General features: G+C 63.1%; 22 protein-coding genes and 1 tRNA gene. 9 read left to right on the top strand and 14 right to left on the bottom strand.

The window, feature by feature from the left end:
* Positions 1 to 7: 7 nt before the first annotated feature.
* Positions 8 to 739, top strand: a complete 732-nt coding sequence (locus D5125_11970) for an ATP-binding protein (protein QFY90142.1) — start codon at positions 8 to 10, stop codon at positions 737 to 739.
* Between the two features lie 82 nt (positions 740 to 821).
* Here the strand turns inward: D5125_11970 and D5125_17115 are convergent, their stop codons facing one another.
* The 7 genes from D5125_17115 to D5125_11945 all read right to left on the bottom strand — a co-directional run bounded on the left by D5125_17115 (position 822) and on the right by D5125_11945 (position 5,582).
* A complete protein-coding gene (locus D5125_17115; GenBank protein ID QPB72251.1) occupies positions 822 to 1,031 on the bottom strand; it encodes a hypothetical protein in 210 nt (69 codons plus the stop codon).
* A gap of 10 nt (positions 1,032 to 1,041) precedes the next feature.
* Positions 1,042 to 1,593 (bottom strand): hypothetical protein, encoded by a 552-nt coding sequence (locus tag D5125_11965; protein QFY90141.1) that lies wholly within the window; start codon positions 1,591 to 1,593, stop codon positions 1,042 to 1,044.
* Positions 1,594 to 1,595: 2 nt separating this feature from the next.
* Entirely contained in the window at positions 1,596 to 1,757 is a 162-nt protein-coding gene (locus tag D5125_17110; protein ID QPB72250.1) for a hypothetical protein, read from the bottom strand.
* On the bottom strand, positions 1,754 to 2,002 hold the full coding sequence (locus D5125_11960) for an AlpA family transcriptional regulator (protein ID QFY90140.1): 249 nt from the start codon (positions 2,000 to 2,002) through the stop codon (positions 1,754 to 1,756). Before D5125_11960 ends, D5125_17110 begins: the two co-directional genes overlap by 4 nt.
* A 121-nt stretch (positions 2,003 to 2,123) precedes the next feature.
* Positions 2,124 to 3,224 (bottom strand): hypothetical protein, encoded by a 1,101-nt coding sequence (locus D5125_11955; protein ID QFY90139.1) that lies wholly within the window; start codon positions 3,222 to 3,224, stop codon positions 2,124 to 2,126.
* Positions 3,225 to 3,255: 31 nt separating this feature from the next.
* The gene (locus D5125_11950; GenBank protein ID QFY90138.1) at positions 3,256 to 4,530 is read right to left on the bottom strand and encodes a tyrosine-type recombinase/integrase; all 1,275 of its coding nucleotides are present in this window, start codon (positions 4,528 to 4,530) and stop codon (positions 3,256 to 3,258) included.
* 182 nt (positions 4,531 to 4,712) lie between these two features.
* The gene (locus D5125_11945) at positions 4,713 to 5,582 is read right to left on the bottom strand and encodes a YicC family protein (GenBank protein ID QFY90137.1); all 870 of its coding nucleotides are present in this window, start codon (positions 5,580 to 5,582) and stop codon (positions 4,713 to 4,715) included.
* Between the two features lie 86 nt (positions 5,583 to 5,668).
* Between D5125_11945 and D5125_11940 the strand changes: the two genes are divergently transcribed.
* The 4 genes from D5125_11940 to rdgB all read left to right on the top strand — a co-directional run bounded on the left by D5125_11940 (position 5,669) and on the right by rdgB (position 8,844).
* Positions 5,669 to 6,547 (top strand): serine/threonine protein kinase, encoded by an 879-nt coding sequence (locus tag D5125_11940; protein ID QFY90136.1) that lies wholly within the window; start codon positions 5,669 to 5,671, stop codon positions 6,545 to 6,547.
* Between the two features lie 71 nt (positions 6,548 to 6,618).
* A complete protein-coding gene (locus tag D5125_11935; GenBank protein QFY90135.1) occupies positions 6,619 to 7,467 on the top strand; it encodes a serine/threonine-protein phosphatase in 849 nt (282 codons plus the stop codon).
* A gap of 28 nt (positions 7,468 to 7,495) precedes the next feature.
* Positions 7,496 to 8,218: a ribonuclease PH gene (gene rph / locus D5125_11930; GenBank protein ID QFY90134.1), complete on the top strand. Its 723-nt coding sequence runs from the start codon at positions 7,496 to 7,498 to the stop codon at positions 8,216 to 8,218.
* Positions 8,215 to 8,844 (top strand): RdgB/HAM1 family non-canonical purine NTP pyrophosphatase, encoded by a 630-nt coding sequence (rdgB, locus tag D5125_11925; protein QFY90133.1) that lies wholly within the window; start codon positions 8,215 to 8,217, stop codon positions 8,842 to 8,844. The genes rph and rdgB overlap by 4 nt, the downstream gene beginning before the upstream one ends.
* Positions 8,845 to 8,950: 106 nt before the next feature.
* Here rdgB and D5125_11920 read toward each other — a convergent pair whose 3' ends face one another.
* From D5125_11920 to D5125_11910, 3 genes are all read right to left on the bottom strand, one after another.
* Positions 8,951 to 9,274 carry a hypothetical protein gene (locus D5125_11920; GenBank protein QFY90132.1) on the bottom strand — a complete coding sequence of 108 codons (324 nt, stop codon included), beginning with the start codon at positions 9,272 to 9,274 and terminating at the stop codon, positions 8,951 to 8,953.
* 234 nt (positions 9,275 to 9,508) lie between these two features.
* Positions 9,509 to 10,189, bottom strand: coding sequence for a nickel pincer cofactor biosynthesis protein LarB (gene larB / locus D5125_11915; protein QFY91147.1), 681 nt, complete (start codon positions 10,187 to 10,189; stop codon positions 9,509 to 9,511).
* On the bottom strand, positions 10,189 to 11,022 hold the full coding sequence (locus D5125_11910) for an adenine nucleotide alpha hydrolase (GenBank protein ID QFY90131.1): 834 nt from the start codon (positions 11,020 to 11,022) through the stop codon (positions 10,189 to 10,191). The genes larB and D5125_11910 overlap by 1 nt, the downstream gene beginning before the upstream one ends.
* A 501-nt stretch (positions 11,023 to 11,523) precedes the next feature.
* On the opposite strand from D5125_11910, the gene pyrR reads away from it, so the two are divergent.
* From pyrR to D5125_11895, 3 genes are read left to right on the top strand one after another with little or no spacing between them, the layout of a single operon-like run.
* The gene (pyrR, locus tag D5125_11905) at positions 11,524 to 12,072 is read left to right on the top strand and encodes a bifunctional pyr operon transcriptional regulator/uracil phosphoribosyltransferase PyrR (GenBank protein QFY90130.1); all 549 of its coding nucleotides are present in this window, start codon (positions 11,524 to 11,526) and stop codon (positions 12,070 to 12,072) included.
* Entirely contained in the window at positions 12,069 to 13,037 is a 969-nt protein-coding gene (locus D5125_11900; protein QFY90129.1) for an aspartate carbamoyltransferase catalytic subunit, read from the top strand. Before pyrR ends, D5125_11900 begins: the two co-directional genes overlap by 4 nt.
* Complete coding sequence (locus tag D5125_11895) at positions 13,034 to 14,311, top strand: dihydroorotase (GenBank protein QFY90128.1); 1,278 nt, start codon at positions 13,034 to 13,036, stop codon at positions 14,309 to 14,311. The genes D5125_11900 and D5125_11895 overlap by 4 nt, the downstream gene beginning before the upstream one ends.
* 119 nt (positions 14,312 to 14,430) lie before the next feature.
* On the opposite strand, the gene D5125_11890 is transcribed toward D5125_11895, so the two are convergent.
* Positions 14,431 to 15,108: a ComF family protein gene (locus D5125_11890; GenBank protein QFY91146.1), complete on the bottom strand. Its 678-nt coding sequence runs from the start codon at positions 15,106 to 15,108 to the stop codon at positions 14,431 to 14,433.
* A gap of 108 nt (positions 15,109 to 15,216) precedes the next feature.
* Positions 15,217 to 15,726 carry a cytochrome c5 family protein gene (locus D5125_11885; GenBank protein QFY91145.1) on the bottom strand — a complete coding sequence of 170 codons (510 nt, stop codon included), beginning with the start codon at positions 15,724 to 15,726 and terminating at the stop codon, positions 15,217 to 15,219.
* 170 nt (positions 15,727 to 15,896) lie between these two features.
* Here D5125_11885 and D5125_11880 point away from each other — a divergent pair.
* A tRNA-Arg gene (locus D5125_11880) sits at positions 15,897 to 15,973 on the top strand.
* A gap of 235 nt (positions 15,974 to 16,208) precedes the next feature.
* On the opposite strand, the gene D5125_11875 is transcribed toward D5125_11880, so the two are convergent.
* Together D5125_11875 and D5125_11870 are read right to left on the bottom strand one after the other, a co-directional pair.
* Positions 16,209 to 16,571: a clan AA aspartic protease gene (locus D5125_11875; GenBank protein QFY90127.2), complete on the bottom strand. Its 363-nt coding sequence runs from the start codon at positions 16,569 to 16,571 to the stop codon at positions 16,209 to 16,211.
* A 134-nt stretch (positions 16,572 to 16,705) separates the two neighbouring features.
* Positions 16,706 to 17,323, bottom strand: coding sequence for a DUF3782 domain-containing protein (locus D5125_11870; GenBank protein QFY90126.1), 618 nt, complete (start codon positions 17,321 to 17,323; stop codon positions 16,706 to 16,708).
* Positions 17,324 to 17,608: the final 285 nt, after the last annotated feature.

The raw sequence follows: 17,608 nt of genomic DNA, 5'->3' as shown, positions 1-17,608 counted from the left end.
GTCTTTCATGTTGAACCAACAGACCACCGAACACCTGCGCGCCCTCAAGCTGACCGGCATGCTGGATGCCCTGGAACAGCAACGGGAGCAACCCGAAACCCACGATCTGGCCTTCGAGGAGCGCCTGGCGCTCTTGGTGGAGCGGGAGGTGCTGCACCGGGAGAACCGGCGTCTGGGGCGCCTGCTCAAGGCCGCCAAGTTGCGTATCCACGCCTGTGTCGAGGACATCGACTACCGCCATCCCCGCGGCTTGGAGAAGGCCCGCCTGGCGGCGCTGGCGAGCTGTGACTGGGTCCGCCAGGCCCATAACCTCTGCATCACCGGTCCCACCGGCTGTGGCAAGACCTGGCTGGCCTGTGCCTTGGGCAATCAGGCGTGTCGGCACGGCTTGGCGGTGCGCTACCTGCGCCTGCCCACGCTGTTCGAACAGCTACGCATCGCCCACGGCGACGGCTCCTACCCGCGTCTGATGAACCAGCTGCTGAAGATGGATCTGCTGATCCTGGATGACTGGGGCATCCAGAAGGTGACGGCCGCCCAACGGCACGACCTGATGGAGGTGATCGAGGACCGCCACGGCCGACGCTCCACGTTGATCGCCAGTCAGCTACCCGTCGAACACTGGCATGATCTCATCGGCGAGGCGACGCTGGCAGACGCCATTCTCGACCGCCTTTTGCACGGTGCCCATCGGCTCCCACTGCGCGGCGAGTCGATGCGGAAAATGACGCCGAGTTGACGGATCGTGACCGGTCAGCGTAAAAAACCCACACCAGTGCGGGACCGATGAGCCAGTCGGTCACGATCACCGGAATCAACGGTCATCTTCGGCGGAATGCGCAAGCCGCAGCTAAACCAATGGCTTCAGGGACGTCGTGATGCGGATAGGGTTCTGCTGTTGAAACATCGCCGGGGCTTGGCAATGGCCTGATCGGTGGCCATTGCGGTCCATCGCCTTCAATGACTCGCAGGTCGCGGCGAGGTTGTTCTGGCTGCTGATCGAGCCAACCACTGGGATCATCTTCATTCATCGCTAGTCGCTCATTCATATCTTTTGCTCATGGCTTTGCGCAGGCGGCGTACCGCCAGCAATTCACGATCCGACGGCTCATCGGGCAGGGGTGCCCACTCGGGGCGCTGCTCACGGAAGGTTCGATTACCTTCCAGCTCCCGGCTGGCATTGCGGCCACCCACCAGGTTCTGCAGCACATGCGCCTCGTGAAAAATCGCCTTGTCGAGCTTGAGAAACTCCGATTTGCGCCGCTGCAGATCCAGTTCCCGCCTTTGCGTTGGCGTCAGCGGCCGCTCAGTAAGACCCAGCCAATCCGCAACACCTTTGAAGGCCTCGCCCTGGCTCCGGCCGCAATGCACCAGCAGGTCAAAGCCATCCCCGCCCGTCGGTGCGCCACCCTGGCCGCAAATCCAGCGGCCATCGCGGTCATCGGGCTGAAAACGAAAGCGGTCCCTTCCGCCACAACCGGGACAGGGACCATGTTTACCGGACAGGGCTTCGGCAGGCAGCCCCAGCCCGACCAGAATGTCGCGCCAGCGGCCTGTTGCTACCTGTTTGATTTCATGGATCGGTACCGCCATGGTCAGGCCCAATCCATGCAGCCGGCCGCGACGCGCTGGTGGTAGCGGCGGTAGGTCTTGATGCTGGGGAACAAAATCCCATCGGCTGATCGATAGGGTTGCAGCCAGGGGCCTCGGATGACCTTGCAGTTGGGGCGGCGACGGACAGGTTGGTACTGTTTCATTGCCCGCACTCCTTGTCCCGACTTGCTGCAATTCGGCCCTCAACCCATTGGAGAACCTCCCCTTCAACCCAACCAACCGCTTTTGGACCAAGCTGGACGGGGCGTGGAAAGTCGGGGTCGAAATCGCTGGGGCGATTTGGGTTGGGCTTTAACCGGGCGTAAATGGATGAGCGGGAAAGGCCGGTCAGTCGCTCAACCTCACGCCGACGGATCAGACGTGTTCTGTACTGGGATTCATTTTGCATTTGGTTCTCCTAGGCAACGTCTGGAACTGTCCAGACCACGCGGTTAGGAGAACAGGGAGGGGTGGGCGACTGTCATCGACCTAGGGCGACTTTGGGGCGACCGTCGGGCCAAGGGTCGCCCTCAGGAAATACGAAAGATTTTCTGCTCTTCCCAGAACTTACGATTGAACGTCTCAAAAGTTATGGGATTGCCTTTGGTTTGGAAAATCGGTAAATGCTGGACTTCCTCGTAAAGTGATTGAACTGTGAAATCCCATTCACTGAGAGACTGCCAATCTTTGTCAGGAACCCCCTGTGAGCGCATGTGTTCTTTCACTGCATCAATGCGTCGACTTAGGAGGGATGCGCTAGACGGCTCTTTTTCATGGGCTTTAGCTGGCTGCTCATCGAGCAATCCCATCAGCGCCGGAGGGATCGACAACCCCTTATCAGCAGCCCAGCGCACAATTTCCCCCGGCGGAAACGAAACCGGCTGTGTGGGGATGCGCGTGAATCGGCCTGCCGCCACTGCTGGCCGGAGTAGCGCCAGCCAGTGGTCAAACTGCTGCTGATCGGGCATTGCTTTGCGTCGCTGGAACTCGCGGGGCTCGCCGGGGAAATCGAACTTGCTGATGTCAGTGCATTGGTCCGGCCGATTGCCGGCGAGGATATTGGCCGCCTGCTCCAGGGTCCAGCCATCCAGCTTGAGCCACCAGGCCTCTTCTGCTGATTCACGGCTACTGGACTTCAGCGCCTCGGCTTCAGCCTGGGCTTGCTCAAGCCAGGCCTCCCGCTCCGCCACGCCATCCGCCCACTGGCGTAGCTGGTTCAGCCAGCCCTCCGCCGTGGTGGGCGTGAAGGGATCAAGCTGGGCGGGATGGTCCCGGCGCCACTGATCGAACTCCGGCCACCATTCGCCAAAGTTGAGCCTAGTTGCCTCAATGGCCCTGAGCCAATCCTTGGTGCTGTGACCTGAGCTGAGTTGATCCGCTGGCGGTCGGCGATAGGGTCTCTTCGGGTCGGGCGTTACCGCCCTTAGCAACCGAAGGTGGCCCTCCAGGTCCTTCGGCAAGGGCGGCAGGCTCAGCCACCAGTCCAGGCTTTTTTCTGCGGGTTCCGGTTCGGTTGGGTCACCCTCCCGGCTGATCCAGCCCCGTTCGCGCAGGGTTCTCCAGGCCTGGAAACGATTTTTCGCACGAATCAGTTGCCGCTTTAGCTCAGCCTGCTTATCGTCATGGGTCATAGGTTCTTTCCAGGTCTTGGCCGGGCAAGGATCAACCGGCCTTGCGCAGCAGGCCCTCGCCAATCGGCACCACGTTGGCACTATTTTCCAGGCTGCTGAGCAGGTCGGCCCAACGCTGCAGCGCTACTTTGCGCTCTTCGAAATAATCGTGGCGGTTATAGACGCCGACAATTCCCTTGATCTTGTGGTTCAGGCAGCGCTCACAGATGTGCGGGGCCACGCTCAGCGCCTCCAGGTGGGTGCGGGCGGTACGGCGAAAATCATGGGGACTGAAGGGTTCGCAGTCAGGTCCCATCAGCGGGCGAATGCTCTTGGCCATGGCGGCGTTGACCGTGTTCAGGTCGATATGCGGAATCATCCGGCTCTGCATTTTGCGGGCCGGCAACAGCCATTGGCTGCGGCCCGCAAGACGCACCAATTCACGCAGCAGTTCGACCGCCTGCCGGGGTAGGGGGATGTCAACGGCCGCTTCGGTTTTGGTGCGCTCGGCGGGTAAGTGCCAGACCGCATTGTCCAAATCAAATTCCTCAATGCGGGCGGCGATCAGCTCCTGCTTGCGCACAGCCAGCATCAACAGCAGCTTGACCGTGATGCCGTTTTCCACCGACCAGCCGGGTGCGTCTTTCATCACTTGCAACAACCTGGCCAGCTCGTCACGGGTCAGCCAGCGCGTCCGTGCCTTTTCGGTGCCACCGGCGTCGGAAGGATCGAAAACCGCAAAGGGGTTCTTGTCCACCAGTTCGCGCTTGATGGCATAGTCGAACATCCGCTTGCCCCAGCGCATCACATCGGTGGCGATGCTGGGCGCACCTCGGGCAACGATACCCTTGAGCAGCGCGTCCACATGGCTGGGGCGGACCTCGTTCAAGGCCAGCTTGCCGATGGCGGGCTTGATGTCTTTCTCAATGCGGGAGCGTACGATGTTTGGGTGCTTCCAGCGCCCCAGAATCCGGGCCTCAAAAAATTCGTCGGCCAGCGCGGCCACGGTGTATATGCGCTTTGCCGCCTCGATTTTCTCCAGGGCCTCCTGCTTGCGCTCGCGCTTCTCCATGGCCACGTCATAGCCCAAGGCAACCCGCGCCTTCATTTCCTTGGCTACCTTGCGCGCCTCAGCCAAGCTCAGGGTCCGGTAACTGCCCAGCTCCACCCAGCGCGGTTTGCCAGAGAATTTATAGCGGAAGCGCCACATGGGGGTCGCGTAATCGGGGCGAAAGCGCAGATAGAGGCCACCTCCATCGGACCGCCCCTCAAAACGCTCGCCGTTCTTGATCCAGGCCTTGATCTGCAAGTCTGTGAGTTTGCCCATGTTTTCCGCCTCGCCTAAGTGGTGTACCCGCCAGAATCAGCTAAGTGTACCTGCGGGTACACTTACCGGTACACAAAATATAGCGGCTTAGCGTGGAACATACAAGAACAAATAGGACAATATTTCCCATAAAAACAGAAAGATGATATTTATCGGCAGAACACACCAGAACCCCGTGGAACTCACTCAATGTTCTGCACCTGCTCGCGCATCTGTTCGATCAGCACCTTCATCTCCATGCCGCATTGGGTGATGCTCAGGTCGTTGGATTTTGAGCCCAGGGTATTGGCCTCGCGGTTGAGTTCCTGCATCAGAAAGTCAAGGCGGCGGCCGACCGGCTCCTGGCGTTGCATGACCGCCTCCACCTCGCTGATGTGGGTGAGCAGCCGGTCCATTTCCTCATCCACGTCCAGGCGTTGGCTGAGGATGACCATCTCCTGCTCCAGGCGGCCTGGCTCCAGCTCGCCGCTGAGTTCGTCGAGACGTTCACGCAGGCGCTTGCGGACCCCGGCGATGACCCTGGGCATCTGTTCCTGCACCTGTTCCACCTGCTGTCGCATGGCGCTACAGCGTTGCTGGATCAGCTCGGCCAGGCGCGCGCCCTCGCGCTGGCGGTTGGCGATCAGCTGTTCCATGGCCTGATCCAGCAGGACCAGGGCCTGTTCGATCACCGGGCTCAGGTCGGGTCGCCGCTGCTCCACCACGCCGGGCCATTGCAGCAGATCCATCAGGCTGGGCAGCTGCATCTGGCGGCCGATCTTGTGGCTTAAGTGCTCGGCGGCAGAGAATACCTGCTGGGCAATGGCGTCGTTCAGCTGGATATCACCACGGCTGCTGGCGGCGGGCTGAAAGCGCAGGCTGGCGTCGATCTTGCCCCGGCTCAGGCGCGCCCCCAGGCGCTCTCGCACCGCGCCCTCCATCTGCCGCAGCTCTTCCGGCAGGCGCAGGCCGGGCTCCAGGTAACGGTGGTTGACCGAGCGCAGCTCCCAGATCAGCTCGCCCAGTTCGGTACGCTGCTCGCTGCGGGCAAATGCGGTCATGCTGTGGATCATGGGAATTCCTCCGGGTGGCTAAAGACTTTCGCTGCTTCCTTGCTATCATACCCGAATGAACGCAAACCCCAGTGCCTGGTACCCCCGTGGCAGATGAACGCAACCCCCTGGCCGAGGGTAGCCAGATCGATTGCTATGAGATCATCAAGCCCATCGCCGGTGGCGGCTTCAGCCTGATCTATCTGGCCAAGGATCTGGATGACCAGTCGCGGGTGGTGATCAAGGAATACCTGCCGAAGAAGCTGTCCCAGCGTAATCAGGACTCCGCCCTGGTGCAGATTGTCAGCGAGGACAAGCGCCACTCCTTCAATCAGGGGCGCAAGCTGTTCTACAAGGAGGCCAAGGTGCTCAGCCAACTGAAGCACCCGAACATCGTCAATGTGCGCAACTTCTTTCTCGCCAATGACACCGCCTACATGGTGATGGACTACGAAGAGGGCAAAAACCTCGGCGGCTATATCCGCAAGCGCGGCGGCAGCCTGAGCACCCGTTTCATGATGACGGTATTCCCGCCGATCCTGGATGCCCTGGCCCTGATCCACGAAAAAAACCACCTGCATCTGGACATCAAGCCGAGCAACATCCACCTACGCTCCGGCGGCAACCCCCTGCTGCTGGATTTTGGTGCCGCCCATGAGTTTCTGGAGCAGACCCAGGTCCGCTCCGGGCGGGTGGTCACCCCCGGCTATTCGCCGATGGAGCAGTATTATTCCACCGGTGCCCTGGGCCCCTGGAGCGATGTCTATGCCATAGGGGCCAGTATGCGCACCTGTCTGGATGGCAAGTCGCCGCCCACCGCCATCGAGCGCCACGCCAAGGACAACCTGAAACCGGCGCTGGAGGAATACGGCCAACGCTACCCCAAGGCCATGCTGGAGGCGATTGACTGGGCCATGGCGATAGACGCGCCGGACCGGCCGCAGGATGCGCGGGAGCTGTTGCAGGCCCTGCTGGCGGTGGAATGACAGGCCCACCGCCTACGGCCCTATGCCGGAATAACCCAAACCCCTAACCGAAGTGAAGTGAGCCCAGGCCCATGACAGATGCCGTGTTCGAGACCAGCCAGATCAGCCTGTTGGGTGATCGCCGCAACAACCAGGATCGCGGTGCCCTGTTCACCAGTGCCGGGGTGGCCCTGCTGGTGGTGGCCGATGGCATGGGCGGACATCCCAAGGGTGAGGAAGCGGCGCAGATGGTGGTGGACTGCTGCCACGAGGCCTTCATGCGGGTAAAGAAGCCGGTGCCGGACCCGGCTGGCCTGTTGGAGTACATCAGCCTGCAGGCCCATGAGCGCATCGTGGACTATGGCGAGGCGCAGGACCCGCCGATCGACCCGCGCACCACCCTGGCCCTGTGTCTGGTGCAGGAGGGCCGCGCCTGGTGGGGCCATGTGGGCGACAGCCGCCTGTATCATTTTCGCCGGGGCGAGTTGCTCGGCCGCACGGTGGATCACTCCTATGTGGAGCGCTTGCGCCGGGATGGCCTGATCGAGGCCGAGGAGATGGACCAGCACCCGTTCAAGAACTTTGTCACCCGCTGCCTGGGTGGCCTGGGCGCGTCCCCCGAGCCGACCCTGGGGCCGGAGGCCGTGGTGTTGGAGCCGGGCGATGTGCTGCTGCTGTGCAGCGATGGTCTGTGGGGGCCCATGGGGGACGAGCGCCTGGCGCTGGCCATGGATGCCGCCGACGTGCCGCTGGACTCCCTGCTCCACCAGACCGCCAACATGGCCCAGTACGAGGCCTCGCCGGGCAGCGACAACGTCACCGGCGTGGCCCTGCGCTGGCTGGCCCCGGCACGCCGTCCCCTAAAGGATGATGGTGACCGGATCGACTCCGCCGTGCAGCGTCTGCGCTCGGCCCTGGACAACTTTGAAACCCCGACATAAACCCGGCCTGACCGGACAGGAGAGCACCATGAGACCGAGCGGACGCCGCCCCGATCAACTGCGCCCGGTGCGTATGCAACGCCACTACACCAAGCACGCCGAGGGCTCGGTACTGGTGGCCTTTGGCGATACCCAGGTGCTCTGCACCGCCAGTGTTGAAGAACGCGTACCGCGTTGGATGAACGACGGCCAGGGCGGCTGGATCACCGCCGAATACGGCATGTTGCCGCGCTCCACCAGCAGCCGCATGGGGCGCGAGGCCAGCACCGGCAGGCAGGGTGGCCGCACCCTGGAGATCCAGCGCCTGATCGGCCGCTCCCTGCGCGCCGCGGTGGACCTCAAGGCCCTGGGCCGACGCTGCATCACCCTCGACTGCGACGTCATCCAGGCCGATGGCGGCACCCGCACCGCCGCCATCAGTGGGGCCTTCGTCGCCCTGCAAGACGCCCTCAATGGCCTGGTTGCCAACGGCAAGCTGAGCCACAACCCCACGCGGCACTGGGTTGCGGCGGTCTCCGTGGGTATTTATCAGGGGGTTCCGGTGCTGGATCTGGATTATGCCGAGGACTCGGCGGCAGAGACCGACATGAACCTGGTGATGGCCGAGGATGGCCGCTTCATCGAACTGCAAGGCACCGCCGAGGGCCACCCCTACAGCCGTGATGAACTGCTCTGCCTGCTCGATCTGGGCCAGGCGGGGATAAGCCAATTGTTTCAAGCCCAACGTCAGGCCCTGGAGACACAAGCATGAACCCGCAGCACGCCACAGATTCGCAAGCCGATGCCAAACAACGCATAGTGCTGGCCAGTAACAATACACACAAGGTCCGTGAATTCAGTGAATTGCTGGCTGATTTCCCTGTCCAGGTGGTGCCTCAAGGGCTGTTTACCGATGTGCCCGAGGCGGATGAGATCGGCCTGACCTTTGTCGAGAACGCCCTGATCAAGGCACGCAACGCCGCCCTGCACACCGGGCTTGCCGCCCTTGCCGACGACTCAGGGATAGAGGTGGATGCCCTGCGCGGTGCCCCCGGCATCTACTCCGCCCGCTATGCCGGAGTCGGTGCCGGGGATGAGGCCAACAACCGCAAACTGCTACAGGCGCTGCACGGCCTGCCCGAGCAGGAGCGCGGCGCCCGCTATCAATGCCTGCTGGTCTATATGCGTCACGCCGAAGACCCCACCCCGCTGATCTGCCAGGGCAGCTGGGAGGGCCGCATCCTCACCGCGCCCCAGGGCGAAAACGGCTTTGGTTACGACCCCATCTTCTACGTCCCCGAGCACGATTGCAGCGCCGCGCAACTACCTGCCGAGGTAAAAAACGCCATGAGTCACAGGGGCAAGGCCCTGCAACAGCTGCTGCGGGCCTTTACCTAAACAGAGGACTGAGGACAGAGGACAGAAGACAGCGTTTGGCGTCGCTACGCGACAGATCGAGTGACCTGGCGCGAAGCGCCACAACTATCTGTCATCTGTCCTCTGTTTAGGAAGCCAGAATCCGCTCGACATCGTCCTTGCTTCTGACCATGGCCTCCAGATCAAAGGGCGACTTGCCCTCGCGGAAGGACTCCACCAGCACCGCTGTACGGGCGCGGGCATTGCTGATTGCCTCGGAGAAACGATGACTCATCTCCTCCCTGCCTTGCAGGGCATGGTCCTTCAGGGTCAGTTTATCCTCGCCTTCGGCAAGAGGGTCTTGCGCCCTGCCCAGGGGATTGCCCTGACTCGGGTTGACCGGATTGACCGGGTTGGCCAGTTGATTCACGACAAAGCTGTTCAGCTCTACGGTATTAGTGATGTTGTTCATAACGCCACCTGCATAAAAACACTTTCCTTGCACCCTATATCGGCCGAGGCCGGGTTTTGTTGAATCCTGATTGCTCTGGCAACGCCTGGCGGCCATCCCGTTCCGCCCTGTCTGGCTGGCCCTGAAGGCCGCCTTTGTCCGTTGCACTCAGGCTATCGGCCAAGACAGAGAAATATTAAATCCAGGACCCAGCTGCCTTGGCGGCGGGCGCGGCCCGCCCTATGTCGCTGTTCCTTAACCGGCCTGAAACCGGTGCAGGATACGCAGGGCGGCACAGGCGGCACCGTAGCCGTTGTCTATGTTGCAGCTGAGGATGCCGGGGGCGCAGGAGCCCAGGGCGGCGTGCAGGGCCAGCTCGCCATCGGGGCCGACGCCGTAGGAGACCGAGCAGGGCACGGCGATGAGCACCGAGTCGATCAGCCCGCCCAGTACCGAGAAAATAGCCCCCTCCATGCCGGCCACGGCGATGACGATGGGGTATTGGCGTATCTCCTCGATGCGCTCCAGCAAACGCCACAGACCGGTCACGCCGACGTCCTGAAACTGTTGGCAGGCCACGCCGTAGAAGGCCAGGGTGCGTGCCACCTCGGCGCAGACCGGGGCATCCGAGGTACCGCCACTGACGATGGCCACGCTGCGGGCGGGATCGGGCCGGATGGCGGGGGGCTGGCCCAGGATGGCGCTGGCGGAGAGGGGGTCATAATCCAGCTGCCGTTGCCAGGCCGGGGACAGTTGCTGGAACTTGGTCGATTCCAACCGGGTCAGCAGGCAAGCCTGACCCCGCTGCTGGAACTGCTCCAGGATGGCGCTGATCTGCGCCGGGCTCTTGCGGATGCAGAACACCGCCTCGTCCAGGCCGGTGCGTGCGGCGCGGTCAAAATCCAATCTGATTTGGGCCTTGCTGTTGGCTTCGATCACGGGGCCGATTCCCCCTCGGCAACGAAGGCGCTGCCCATGCGGTAGGGGTCAAAGCGCACCGGCCCTGGCAGCTGCAAGGGCGCGGCCAGCCCCTGTACCTGGGCACGCCAGTGCTCCTTGGCGGCATCCAGGCGTTGCAGGCTCTCCGGGTCAAGCTGAATACTGATGGCATCGTTGAAGATGCGGCAGCGCACCACCCTGGGCCGCAGCGCCTCTGTCAGTGCCCGCTCCACCTGGTGAACAAAGCCCAGGTGCTCGGCGCGGATCGGCAGGCCGGTCTGCACCCGGCTGGCCAGACAGGGCGAGGCCGGCAGCTCAGCCAGCTCGGCCTGCCCCAGATGGGCGGCGATGCGGCGCACCTCGGCCTTGCCGATGCCGCATTCGACATAGGGATGCCGCACCCGGAAGCGGCGCGCGGCGATCAGGCCGGGGCGGTAGTCGTCCAGGTCATCCCGGTTGGTGCCCGATACCAGGGTAGCGTCTCCGCCCTCGGCGGCGATGCGCTCCAGGGCGGCGTAGAGGTTGCTTTTGCAGTGAAAGCAGCGGTCATAGGGATTGTTCAGGTAATTGGGGTCGGCAAACTCGCCGGCATCCAGCCGTTGCAGCCGCCAGCCGTGGCGCAGGGCCAGCCCCTGCACCCGCGCCGTGGCCTCGGTCGGCACCGCCGGGGAGACGGCATGGCAGATCAGTGCCTGATCGCCCAGGCTGCGGTGGGCCAAAAGGGCCAGGGTCAGGCTATCCACGCCGCCGCTGCAGGCCAGCTTGAGCGGGCCGATCTGGCCCAGCAGCTGGCTCAATTGGTGGATCAGTCGCTCGGTCTGGTGCTGCATGGTGTCTCCTGCCCAGGCTCAATAATGAAAAATTTCGCGTTCAGATGGTACCCTAAGCCGAGCAAAAATGGACAGCGGGCAAGGGGCTGGACAGCCAATGCCGTCAGCTGAGCGGAAAAGCAAAAGCGCTGGCCGAGCGAACGGCTTAACCTGACGTGGGAGGTCGGCTCTGCCAGGCGACCTGACAGGGCATGGCCGATTGCCCAGCAAGCGGCACGCCCACCGGCTGTCCTGGGCCGACCTACCCGATTGGCGGAGGATTGTGGGTAATCAGGTAAAATTGAGCGTTCAATCTGTAAAGAAATCGGCATAATCCGCGATTTGAAGCAACGACTCAGCCGTCATTCCAGCGTGGACCGCCGGAATCCAGTGGCCAGGGAGGGCAGGGCCTGACCGTTGCCAAGCCTGCTGCCATCCTTGGTACGGGATCCCCGCCACTCCCTGGCGGGAATGGCAGTTTAGGATTTGAACACCTTGCCACCCCTAGCACGAGCACTGCCCATGAACGATGAAACCCGCAGCCTAGATACCCCAGAGGTCGAGGGCCTGATCCGCCAGCTTGGCGAGCGCCTGCAGGCCGATCTGCTCCGGCACGGCGTCAGCGATCCCCTCATGGTCGGCATCCACACCGGCGGTGTCTGGGTGGCCGATCTGCTGCACCGTCAGCTGGGCCTGAGCGAGCCCCTGGGGGTGTTGGACATCAGCTTCTACCGGGACGACTTCACCCGCATCGGCATGAACCCCGAGGTACGCCCCTCGGACATCCCCTTCGATCTGGAGGGGCGGCATGTACTGTTGGTGGACGACGTCATCCAGACCGGCCGTACCGCCCGCGCCGCCCTCAACGAGCTGTTCGATTACGGCCGACCGGCCTCGGTCAGCCTGCTGGTGCTGGTGCAGCGCAATGGCCGCGAGCTGCCCATCCAGCCCAAGCTATCCGCCCTGCAACTGGATCAGGACGCCCAGGTCACCCTGGCCGGACCGGCCCCGCTGCGGCTGTTCATCGGTCACCCCAAGCAGGTCGCGCGGGCCGCCGGAGAGGCGGCATGAGGCCCAATCTACAGCTCGACGAGCAGGGCCGCCTGCGCCACTTTCTCAGCATCCAGGGGCTGGACCGGCAGATGCTCAACCTGATCCTGGACACCGCCGAATCCTTCGCCGGGGTCAGTAACCGCACGGTGAAAAAGGTGCCCCTGCTGCGCGGCAAGGTCATCGCCAACCTGTTTTTCGAGAACAGCACGCGCACCCGAACCACCTTTGAATTGGCCGCCAAGCGCCTGTCCGCCGACGTGCTCAACCTCAACATCAGCACCTCGGCCACCAGCAAGGGCGAGACCCTGCTCGACACCCTGCGCAACCTGGAGGCCATGCAGGTGGACATGTTCGTGGTCCGCCACGGCGAAAGCGGCGCGGCCCACTTCATCGCCGAGCACTGCGCCCCCCACGTCAGCGTGATCAACGCCGGTGACGGCTGGCACGCGCACCCCACCCAGGCCATGCTGGACATGTTCACCATCCGCCGCCACAAGCCCGACTTTGGCCGCTTGCGGATAGCCATAGTGGGCGATCTGCGCCACTCGCGGGTGGCCCGCTCACAGATCGTCGCCCTCAACACCCTGGGCGCGGCCGAGGTGCGGGTCATCGCGCCGCGCACCCTGATGCCCAACGACATGCGCAGCCTGGGGGTACACCCCTTTCACGACCTGGAGGCAGGCATCCGCGATGCCGATGTGGTCATCATGCTGCGTCTGCAGAAGGAGCGCATGGAGGGGGCCTTCCTGCCCAGCGAACAGGAGTACTACCGCCTGTTCGGCCTCACCGAGGAACGCCTGGACCTGCTCCACCCCGAGGCCATAGTCATGCACCCCGGGCCGATCAACCGGGGCGTGGAGATGGACTCCGAGGTGGCCGACGGGCCGCGCTCGGTGATTCTGGAACAGGTCACCTACGGCATTGCCGTGCGCATGGCGGTGATGTCCCTGTGTATGCAGCAAACCCCTGGGGCCGAGTCATGAACAGTATCAGCATCCTCAATGGCCGCCTGATCGACCCCGCCGCTGAGCGCGATGAGATCATCGACCTGCACCTGGCCGCAGGCCGGATACTGGCCATAGGCCAGCCACCAGCGGGCTTTGTCGCCGAACAGGTGATAGACGCCCGCGAGCGCGTGGTCTGCCCCGGCCTGGTGGACCTGAGCGCCCATCTGCGCGAGCCGGGGCTGGAGGTCAAGGCCAACATCGCCAGCGAGACCGCCGCCGCCGCCGCGGCCGGCATCACCAGCCTGTGCTGCGCCCCGGACACCGATCCGGTGATCGACTCACCGGCGGTGGTAGAGCTGATCCGGCGTCGCGCCAAGCAGAGCGGCAAGGCCATGGTGCTGCCCATAGGGGCCATCACCCAAGGCCTCAGGGGGGACGCCCTGAGCGAGATGGCCGCCCTGCACGAGGCCGGCTGCGTGGCCCTGAGCAACGGCCTGCGCCCGTTCAAGAACACCCAGGTGGAGCGCCGCGCCCTGGAATACGCCGTCACCTTCGGCCTGGTGGTCTTCGTCCGCCCGGAGGACAGGCACCTGCGCGGCAACGGCTGTGTACACGAAGGCCCGGTGGCCACCCGCCTGGGCCTGCCCGGCATCCCCGCCGCCGCCGAGACCGTGGCCGTGGCACGCGACATCGCCCTGGCCGAGCACACCGGTGCCCGGCTGCACTTTCACGGTATCTCCACCGCCACCGCCGTGCGCAAGATCCGCCGCGCCCAGCACGATGGCCTGCCCATCACCGCCGACTGCGCCGTACATCAACTGCACCTGACCGAGCAGGACGTGGACGGCTACAACAGCGACTGCCACCTGATCCCGCCCCTGCGCACCCTGCAAGACCGCGAGGCCCTGCGTCAGGCCCTGGCTGAAGGCGTCATCAGCGCCCTCTGCTCCGACCATCAGCCCCACGAAGAAGACGCCAAGCAGGCCCCCTTCCCCTCCACCGAACCCGGCATCTCCGGCCTGGAGACCCTGTTACCGCTGAGCCTGAAGCTGGTGCGCGATGGCCTGCTCAGCCTGCCCGAGGCCATAGCCCGGCTCACCCTCGGCCCCGCCCAAGTGGTGGACATCCCGGCCGGCCGCCTGAGCCTGGGCAACAGCGCCGATATCTGCATCTTCGACCCCGAGGCAGACTGGGTCCTGGACCGCGAACAGATGCACAGCGCCGGCCACAACACCCCCTTTCACGGCTGGCACCTACCCGGACGGGTGTGCTACACCCTGTTTGAAGGCCGGGTTGTCTATCAATCATAAGCGCCCTTCGCGGCCAAGGCCTCCTACATCGTTGGGCTTGCCGTGGGAGCGGGCTTGCCCGCGATTCTAAAAAACCCCCGAAGGGCACATCCCTTCAAACCTCAAACTCCAAACTTTATTCAAGGCGTCCTCGCCAGCGCCCAGACATCCACCCGCTGCACCCCGGCACCCTTGAGCAGCCGGGCCAGTTCATTGACCGTGCTGCCGGTCGTCACCACGTCATCCAGCAGGGCCAGGTGCCCTACCCCCAGGGGCCGATCCAGAACAAAGGCCCCGCGCAGATTCTTCTGCCGCTGGCGCTTGGGCAACTCGGATTGGGCGCTGGTGGCGCGCTGGCGACGGCAATGGCGGATAGACAGCGGCCTACCCAGCCGCCGGGCCAGGGGACGGGCAATCTCCAGCGCCTGGTTATAGCCCCGCTGGCGCAGCCTTAGCGGATGCAGGGGCACCGGCAGGATCAACTCAGGCCACTCCACCTCCTGCTCCAAACGCTGCCACATCAGCTCTGCCAGCAGCCGGGCATGGGCCAGCCGGTTATGGAATTTAAGCCCGGTGATCAGGCCAGGGACCGGCCCCTGATAGAGCAGCGGACAGATGCAGCGATCAAACAGCGGCGACCGCTGCATACAAGCACCACAGAGGCCCGGCACGGCCAACGGCAGGGCGCAGCGTTGACAACAGGCACCCAGCCGGGGCAGATCGGCCAGGCATTCGGCGCAGATATCCCAATCCCCCACCCCAGCGGCCCCGCAAAGGGAGCAGCAGGGCGGAAACAGCAGGCCCGTCTGCCGATGCAGCCAACGGCCTGCCGCATAGAGTGGACCGTTCAGGGCCTTATGCGGGCGGTCATGGTGACGTGACGCCAAGCCAAGCCGTTCGCCGAGCCGACCAGGGCAGCCGGACAGCTAGTTGCTGGCCTGCTGCACCATGTAATCCACCGTCGCCTTGAGTTCATCATCGCTGCACTCCATGCAGGTGCCACGCGGCGGCATACCCTTAGCGGTGCCATTGAAGGCCGACTGATACAGGGCATCCATCCCCTTGGCGATACGCGGCTCCCAATTGGCCTTGTCCTCCAGCTTGGGCGCGCCGGCCGCCCCGGTCATGTGACAGGCCATGCACTTGGTGTTGTAGATGGACTCACCACTGCTGGCCGTCTTCGCCCCCTCGCTGGCCGCTGCCGCCTGCTTGTCCTCGGCCGGGGCCGCCTGTACCGGCTCTGCCTTGGCCGCAGCCGCCGCAGTCGGCTGCTCGGCCTGTTTTGCCGGGGCGGGCTCGGGCTGGCCGGTAATGGCCACCTGGCCCACGGGCTTGATCCGCTGCAACACCTCGGAACGGTCCTCGGCATGCAGGGAGGAAAAACTCAGCGCCAGGGCAGCGCCCAAGGCCAGGCCAGCAACGGATTGTGCAAACATCTTCATACTCCTAAAAGGGGCAAGTCAAAGGGGGCGGACCGGCCAAGTACAGGGCAGCCCAGCCAAAGGTGGCAGCGGATTATAGCCCCAGCTGCCCTCTTCGGCAAAAAGGGGCAAAACGGACATGGACGAAACGAGCAAATCTCGCTATGCTCTTCGCCCCTCCCCCAGCGCCCTTAGCTCAGTTGGATAGAGCGCAGCCCTCCGAAGGCTGAGGTCAGAGGTTCGAATCCTCTAGGGCGCGCCAATAAATTCAAACAGTTACAGAACTTTCAGCCTTCTCGGTTTGCAGCCAGGTCTCCAGCGGCTCCACCTTCGGCGGTGGCTCTTGACTCTTGGGGAGGGATTGCTCGCTGCCTGCACCCCACGCACATGACGTCTATGCCGATTCGGTGGATGATTTTAGGTTGATGCGGTGGATAGCTCAGGGCTTTTTCGGGTGCGCGGCTCGGCCCTTTTCTTCTCTTTAGTTGTTTCACAAATTATTTCAGCGGCTTAGCGGCCATCCGTTTCAGCGTACGGGAGACCGGATCGACGCCAATACCGGTGCTCTCAAGCGCAACTACACCCAGTAAAGGCTCGCACTCATCCGGCCCAAATATCACCTTGCTGACCGTTTCGGCACCCATAAACGTAACGCGGGCAAATCCATAGGGGTATTCCACGACCTCGCCATTGGCCAGCTCATACACATCACGCCCCTCGGTCACTATTCCGGCGCGCACCAAGGCCGAGGCAGGTGCCAAACAATCGATACCACCCGTATCGACCAGAAATTCCTCTTCATAGCAATCGCCTGTGCCCATCAAGTTACCCAAGGCTACCGTAACCTGTGTTAATCCCATGATTTAGCCCACATCATAATTGTCAGCGAACGGCTTAAGCAGCCAGTAAGTGTCTTAACTTCACACCATTGCCTCCCCCTGGGGGGAATGATTTAGTGCTGCTTGGGCGGCAGCAGTCTAACTCCTTCTGTGCCTTACCAAGACTTTGGTATGAATTGGGTTTCGTTGCGGATTTCCATGGCATCGCCAGATTGCGCCAGCACGAACAGCCCTTTGCGGTAGGCATAGCGGCTCACGTCTTCTGCCAGCACCATGGCGGCCACCCCGCCCAGCAGGGTGTAGGGTTGGTATTGGGGGAAGCAGGTCTTGAAGCCCTGCAGTCGAAGCAGGTGCTCATCCACGTCCTCGCAGCTGAGGCGGGATTTGCACTCCACCGCGATCACGGTGCCCGTATCCACCACCAGCAGATCGATTTCCATGCGGGACTGGCGATCATCACCGTAGGCCACCAGATTCGACAGCACCTGATGCACCGGCAGGTTGCGCCCCTGGAACAGCTTGACCACGGCGGGACGCACCATCTCTTGGACAAACTCGCCCAGGCGGTTGCCGTGCTCGCCTAGCTGCTTGGCCAGTGCTTTGATTTGCTTGTCTGTTTTACTCATGCGCAAATCGGCTTCTTTCATGCGCCGGTCGGCTTCTCTCATACGCCGGTCGGCTTCTTTCTGGCTCTCCTTCTGCGCCAAGGCAAGTTCCTGGATTGTGCGCCAGACATCGTCAAAATTGGGGGCTGGTGTATTGAGGTTAGGCATTCGTTGGTCCTGCACAAGGGGCATCTATGACCATTGTAGCGGCTATGGCCGGATTGGCGAAGTCTTTGACTCCCCGCTTGCCCGGTCTGAGATAACGCCCTGTGCTTTCCACCAACGATCATGGGGCGAGGCGGCCACCCCGGAACATGAAACATCTTCTAATCGATGGGACGCAGAGGACGCAAAGAAGCGCAAAGGACGCAGAGAAGAATGAGGAAGAAGTAGCCCGGATGCAGCGAAGCGATGTCCTGAGCGGCGTCCTGAGCGGCGTCCTGAGCCTGCCGA

It is taken from the genome of gamma proteobacterium SS-5, assembly GCA_009497875.2.
Classification (GTDB): Bacteria; Pseudomonadota; Gammaproteobacteria; order Chromatiales; family Chromatiaceae; genus Magnetovirga; species Magnetovirga frankeli.
This window is presented reverse-complemented; position numbering and strand designations above follow the sequence as displayed.